The following is a 6,125-nucleotide window of genomic DNA, read 5'->3' on the forward strand; positions in this document are numbered from 1 at the left end:
GCCCCAGCACGGCCAGCCCCGCCCCCGCGACCGCCGGAGACGTCACGCCGAAGCCCGCGGCGAGCGTCAGTCCGCCCAGCCACGCGCCACCCGCGTTGGCCAGGTTGAAGGCCGCCTGGTTGGCCGAGGAGGCCAGGGACGGAGCCGTGGACGCCTTCTCCATGACCATGAGCTGGAGGGGCGAGCCGGTGGCGAAGGCCGCCGTACCGAGCAGCGTCACCGCGAGGGCCGCCGACCACGCCGACTCCATGAGCAGCGGGAACAGCCCCAGCACGGCCACCAGGGCCGAAAGACCGCCGAACAGCGTCCCTCGCATCGAGTGGTCCGCCAGCCGGCCCCCCACCAGGTTGCCGGCCGTCGCCCCGACACCGAACAGCGCCAGCAGCAGCGTCACATTCGCCTCCGCGTACCCGGCGGCCTCCGTCAGCATGGGCGCGATGTAGCTGTACGCGGAGAAGAGGGCACCGAACCCGGCGATCGTCGTCCCGAGTGCCAGCCAGACGGGCAGCGAGCGGAGGGCGGCCAGTTCGCCGCGCAGGCCACCACCCTGCACCCCGCCGTGGGCGTGGTCACGCGGCAGCAGCAGCGCCAGCGAGCCGATCGCCGCCAGCCCGATCACGCTCACACCGAGGAACGCGGCACGCCAGCCGAGGTGCTGACCGACCAGCGTCGCCGCAGGCACCCCCGCGACGTTCGCGACGGTCAGTCCGAGGAACATCAACGAGACCGAACGGGCCTTGCGTTCGGGCGCGACCATGTTCGTGGCGACGACGGCACCCACACCGAAGAAGGCGCCGTGCGGCAGCCCGCTCAGGAAACGGGCGGCCAGCAGCCAGTGTTCGTCGGGCGCGAGGGCCGACAGGGCGTTGCCGAACACGAACAGCGCCATCAGCGCGATCAGGACCGTACGGCGGGACAGGCGGGCCGTCACCGCGGCCAGCAGGGGAGCACCGATCACCACGCCCAGCGCGTACGCCGAGACGAGATGCCCGGCGGTGGGGATGGAGACGCGCAGGTCGACCGCGACATCGGGCAACAGGCCCATCATCACGAACTCGGTCGTACCGATCCCGAACGCGCCCACGGCGAGGGCGAGCAGGGCGAGGGGCATGGAGCAACCTTTCGGGGAGGAGGGATTCGTTCCATCGTATGTTCCTCTTCGGAACAAACACTCCCCGGCCCGCTATTCCAGCGGGCGAAGCCCAGTTGAGGGCAGCTGCTCAGGAGCCCGACGTGTCGAGCTTCACTCGTGCCGCGATCGGCAGATGGTCGCTCCCCGTGGCCGGCAGCGTCCACGACGCCTCGGGCTCGGCGTCCCGCACCATGATCTGGTCGATGCGGGCCATCGGGAACGACGCCGGCCAGCTGAAGCCGAAGCCGCTGCCGGCCGCGCCCTGCGTGGAACGCATCTGCGCGGTGACCGCGTTGAGCGCGCGGTCGTTCATCGTGCCGTTGAGGTCACCGAGCAGGACGACCTGCTGGATGGGCTCGTCCGAGATGGCCTCGCCCAGGGCGTCGGCGCTCTTGTCGCGCTGCCGCGCGGTGAACCCGGCCTCCAGCTTCACCCGGACCGAGGGCAGATGGGCGACGTAGACGGCGACCTTCCCCTCCGGCGTCGTCACGGTCGAGCGCATCGCGCGCTCCCAGCCCAGCTTGATGTCGACGGCCTTGGTGTCGTTCATCGGGTACTTGCTCCACAGCCCGACGGTGCCGACCACCTTGTGGTACTTGTACGTCGGATCCAGCGCCTTCTCGTAGACCGGCACGTCCTCCTCGGTCAGCTCCTCCAGCGCCACCACGTCCGCCCCGGACGCGGCCACGTCGCGGGCCGTGCCGGACGGGTCCGCGTTCTCCGCGTTGACGTTGTGCGTGGCGACGGTCAGGTCGCCGCCGGTGCCGGCCTTGTCGGTGACCAGCCCGCCGAAGAGGTTCAGCCAGACGATCGTGGGCACCAGGACGGCGATGAGCGCGGTCGCGGACCGGCGGACGAGCGCGAGGATCAGGAGCACCGGCACGAACACGCCGAGCCAGGGAAGAAACGTGTCAGTGAGGCTGCCGAGGTTGCCGATCGTGTTGGGGATCTGCGAGTGCAGCACCATCGCCAGTGCGAGGACCAGCGCGAAGGCGGCGGTCACGATGCCGCGGCGCCAGATTCCCCGGCCCCGCCCCCAGCCGTCCCACAGGCGCCGGAGCCGGGATCCCTCGTGGCCCGAACCCGAGCCGCCGTTGCCCGTCTCCGTCACATACGCCTGCGCCATACCGTCGCCTCACAACCTGCCGTGCACGTCGTCCCCCGCGTCTACCGTCTACGACCCTAGGGGATGATCGCCGTCGTTCCCGCCGTCCCATGACGGCCGTACGGGCACGATGACGAACTTCCCGGCGTTCGGAGTTCCGAACCAGCGGCCCAAGGCGCGCTCTGTGACGAATCCCGCACAATGCCGGGCAGTTACGAGCGGTGGTTCACGCGCCGTCCGGCCGCAGTCCCTCCAGGACCGTGTCGACGATGTGTTCGGCCAGGTTCTCGTCGAGTGTGGCGTCCGGGCGCATGACGGTGCGTACGAGCATGGGGCCGACGAACAGGTCGCTGATCAGCTCGATGTCGAGGTCGGCGCGGAGTTCGCCGTTCTCCCGGCCCCGGCGCAGTACGTCGGAGGTGGTGCGGCGCCGGGGTTCGATCACGACGGCGTGGTACGCGGCCCAGATCTTCGGGCTGCTCTTCATCTGCGCGTGGACGTTGTGCAGGATCGCCGAGGAACGGCTCCTCAGGGCGCGCCGGCGCAGCGACTCCAGCAGGGCGACGAGGTCGTCGCGCATGGAGGTGCCGGGGAGCACGGGGTCCGGGGGTTCGGACGCGCGCAGGACGTCGACGAAGAGCTCCTCCTTGCCCCTCCACCGGCGGTAGATGGTGGCCTTGCCGACGCCCGCGGTGCGCGCCACCCGCTCGATGGACACCTCCGCCAGGGGCACGCCGTCCTCCAGGAGCTTCATCACCCCTTCGATGATGGAGCGTTCCACGGCCTCGCTGCGAGGGCGTCCCCGGACGGGGCTCCCGGGGTTCTGGGGGCTCCCTTCCCTGGCTCGGCTGTCGGCGAGACTCACGTGCGACTCCGTCTCTGTGTCGTCGGCGTGGGGCAATTCTCCCATCAGAAGGGCCTCAGCCCTCTTGCGTCCGCCGAACGGCCGCCATCGGCTGCCCTATTGATCCGTCGTCATCAACTCCTTTGCCCTATTGATCCGTCGTCACCAACTCCTTCTCCCCGGGCTCCCCGGGCTCCTGCTGCGGCTGTGGGGCCTTCCCCGGCAGGAACAGTGCCACCACCACCGCCCCGAACAGGGCCACTCCCGCCCCGCACAGCGCGGTCACGTGCATCGCGTGCAGGAAGGCGTCGTGGGCCGGGCCGATCAGGGCCTCGCCCCTGGCGCCGAGCTTCGCGGCGAAGCCGAGGGTGGCCTCGATGGACTCGCCCGCCTTGTGCCGGGCGGCGGCCGGCAGGCTGTCCTCGATGCCCGAGCGGTACGCCGTCGACAGCACGGAGCCGAGGACCGCGATGCCGAGGGCGCCGCCGACCTGACGGAAGGTGTTGCTGAGCGCGGACGCCGAGCCGGCCTTCTCGCGCGGCAGCGCCTGCATGATGACGACGCTCACCGGGGTCATGATGTGCGCCATGCCGGTCCCCATGAAGAAGAAGATCACTTCGAGGATCCAGATCGGCGTGTCCGCCTCCAGCGTGGCGAAGGCGGCCAGCATCGCCGCGATGACCAACAGCCCCGCCGTGCACACCGCCTTGTTGCCGAACCGGTCCACGACCAGCCGGGCCCGCGGCGCGAACACCATCTGCGCGACGGCCAGCGGCAGCATCAGCAGACCGGTCTGCAGGGGCGTGTAGCCGCGCACGCTCTGGGTGTAGAAGACCGAGAAGAAGGTCACGCCCATGAGTGCGAAGAACACGAGCGCGATGGCGCCTATGGCCGCCGAGAAGACCTTGTTCTTGAAGTACGTGACGTCGATGGACGGATGGTCGCTGCGCTTCTCGAACACGACGAAGGCGGCGAGCACCGCGAGTCCGGCCCCTATGGTCGCGAGCACGGTGGTGTCCGTGAAGTCGGCGAGCTGGCCGCCCTTGATGATGCCGTACACGAGCAGCACGAGCCCGATCACGGACAGCACGACACCGACGGGGTCGACACGCCCCGGATTCGGGTCCTGTGAGTCCGGCACCAGCCACAGCATCAGCGCCAGTGCGACGAGGACGATCGGCACGTTGATGAGGAAGACGGACCCCCACCAGAAGTGGTCGAGGAGGATGCCTCCGGTGATGGGCCCGATGGCGATGGCGAGTCCGACGCCACCCGCCCAGATGCCGATGGCCTTGGGCTGCTCGTCCCGCTCGAAGACGTTCATCAGGACGGCGAGGGTCGCGGGCATCACGAAGGCGGCCCCGAGGCCCATCACGGCACGGAACGCGATGAGTTCCCCGGGGGAACCCGACTGGGCCGCCAGCGCCGACCCGATGCCGAACACCACGAGCCCGGCGAGCAGCACCTTCTTCCGGCCGAGCCGGTCCCCCAGCAGCCCCGCGCTGAACAGCAGCCCCGCGAAGACGAGCGTGTAGGCGTTGATCGCCCACTCCAGCTCGCTCTGGGTGGCGCCGAGACCGGTCGGCGGAGGCGTGGAGATCGTCTTGATGGCGACGTTCAGGATCGAGTTGTCCAGTACGACGATCAGCAGGCTCAGCATCAGGACGCCGAGGATGGCCCAGCGGCGTCTGTGCACGGCTTCCGGGACCCGCCGTTCGGCAGGGGCAGCAGGAGAAGTCATGCGGCCGACCCTAGTGACTTTTCGATACGGAACCGTCTCGTATTGAAATCCTTTACGGAGCTCTTAACCGAGCTCTCAGCAGGGACCTGGGTCAGTAGGCCCCGGGTCAGTAGAGCCCCGGGTCAGCAGGGACCTTTGGGTCCGTGACACACATCCCGCGCCTCCGGTCTGGCCGCGCCTGGCACGAGGTGCCACCATGGAGACGGTCCGGGGACGCCGTGAGGGCGCCTCGAGATGACAGAAGGAGCCGTTGCGATGACGCAACTTCCGGCTGCCCCGAAGCAGCCCGCGCAGGGTGCACTGGGGCCCTCCGAGAGCGGTAAATCGCTGTACGGGGGAAAGAGCACCCGGCGCATCACCGTCCGCGACCTTGCCGCCGCCAAGGAGCGCGGCGAGAAGTGGCCCATGCTCACCGCGTACGACGCGATGACCGCGTCCGTCTTCGACGAGGCCGGCATCCCCGTGATGCTCGTCGGCGATTCGGCGGGCAACTGCCACCTCGGGTACGAGACGACCGTGCCCGTCACCCTCGACGAGATGACGATGCTGTCGGCGGCGGTCGTCCGGGGTACCAGCCGTGCCCTGATCGTGGGCGATCTGCCCTTCGGGTCGTACCAGGAAGGCCCCGTCCAGGCCCTGCGCTCGGCGACGCGCCTGGTCAAGGAGGCGGGCGTCGGGGCGGTCAAGCTGGAGGGCGGCGAACGTTCCCACCGGCAGATCGAGCTCCTCGTGGAGTCCGGCATCCCGGTGATGGCCCACATCGGCCTGACGCCGCAGTCCGTCAACGCCATGGGGTACCGCGTGCAGGGGCGTGGTGAGGAGGCGGCCGCGCAGCTGCTGCGCGATGCGAAGGCCGTGCAGGACGCCGGTGCCTTCGCCGTCGTCCTGGAGTTGGTTCCGGCGGAGTTGGCGGCCGAGGTCACGCGGGTGCTGCACATTCCGACGGTCGGTATCGGGGCGGGGCCGGAGACGGATGCGCAGGTCCTGGTCTGGACGGACATGCTGGGGCTGACCGGTGGGCGCATGCCGAAGTTCGTGAAGCAGTACGTGAACCTCCGTGAGGTCATGACCGGTGCGGTCAGGGCCTTTGCCGAGGATGTCGTCGGCGGGGCGTTCCCCCAGGAGGAGCACTCCGTCCACTGATCCACCATGGCACCACCCAGCAGCCCGCCGATCTTCCCCCGTCGGCGGGCTGCTGCGCGTCCAGCGAGGGGAGGTTGTTTCGCCCCCGCCGCCCCTACCCGTCCCATCCCCAGGGGCGCTGCCCCTTCGACCCCTGCAAGGGGGCTGCGCCCCCTTGGCC

Annotated in this window: 5 protein-coding genes; 1 reads left to right on the forward strand and 4 read right to left on the reverse strand. The window is 69.7% G+C overall.

The features are described from left to right. The 4 genes from FNH08_RS42255 to FNH08_RS42270 all read right to left on the reverse strand — a co-directional run. The coding region (locus tag FNH08_RS42255; RefSeq protein WP_152776814.1) for an MFS transporter at window positions 1-1,111 on the reverse strand (1,111 nt) is incomplete at its 3' end. 109 nt (window positions 1,112-1,220) lie between these two features. Further along, on the reverse strand, window positions 1,221-2,258 hold the full coding sequence (locus FNH08_RS42260) for an endonuclease/exonuclease/phosphatase family protein (RefSeq protein WP_152776815.1): 1,038 nt from the start codon (window positions 2,256-2,258) through the stop codon (window positions 1,221-1,223). 205 nt (window positions 2,259-2,463) lie between these two features. Next, window positions 2,464-3,102: a TetR/AcrR family transcriptional regulator gene (locus FNH08_RS42265; protein ID WP_322726341.1), complete on the reverse strand. Its 639-nt coding sequence runs from the start codon at window positions 3,100-3,102 to the stop codon at window positions 2,464-2,466. Between the two features lie 127 nt (window positions 3,103-3,229). Continuing rightward, entirely contained in the window at window positions 3,230-4,822 is a 1,593-nt protein-coding gene (locus tag FNH08_RS42270) for an MFS transporter (protein WP_152776817.1), read from the reverse strand. Window positions 4,823-5,077: 255 nt separating this feature from the next. Between FNH08_RS42270 and panB the strand changes: the two genes are divergently transcribed. Then, window positions 5,078-5,965: a 3-methyl-2-oxobutanoate hydroxymethyltransferase gene (gene panB / locus FNH08_RS42275; protein WP_152776818.1), complete on the forward strand. Its 888-nt coding sequence runs from the start codon at window positions 5,078-5,080 to the stop codon at window positions 5,963-5,965. Window positions 5,966-6,125 lie beyond the last annotated feature (160 nt).

This window comes from Streptomyces spongiae, assembly GCF_009377185.1.
In the GTDB taxonomy this organism is placed as follows: domain Bacteria; phylum Actinomycetota; class Actinomycetes; order Streptomycetales; family Streptomycetaceae; genus Streptomyces; species Streptomyces spongiae.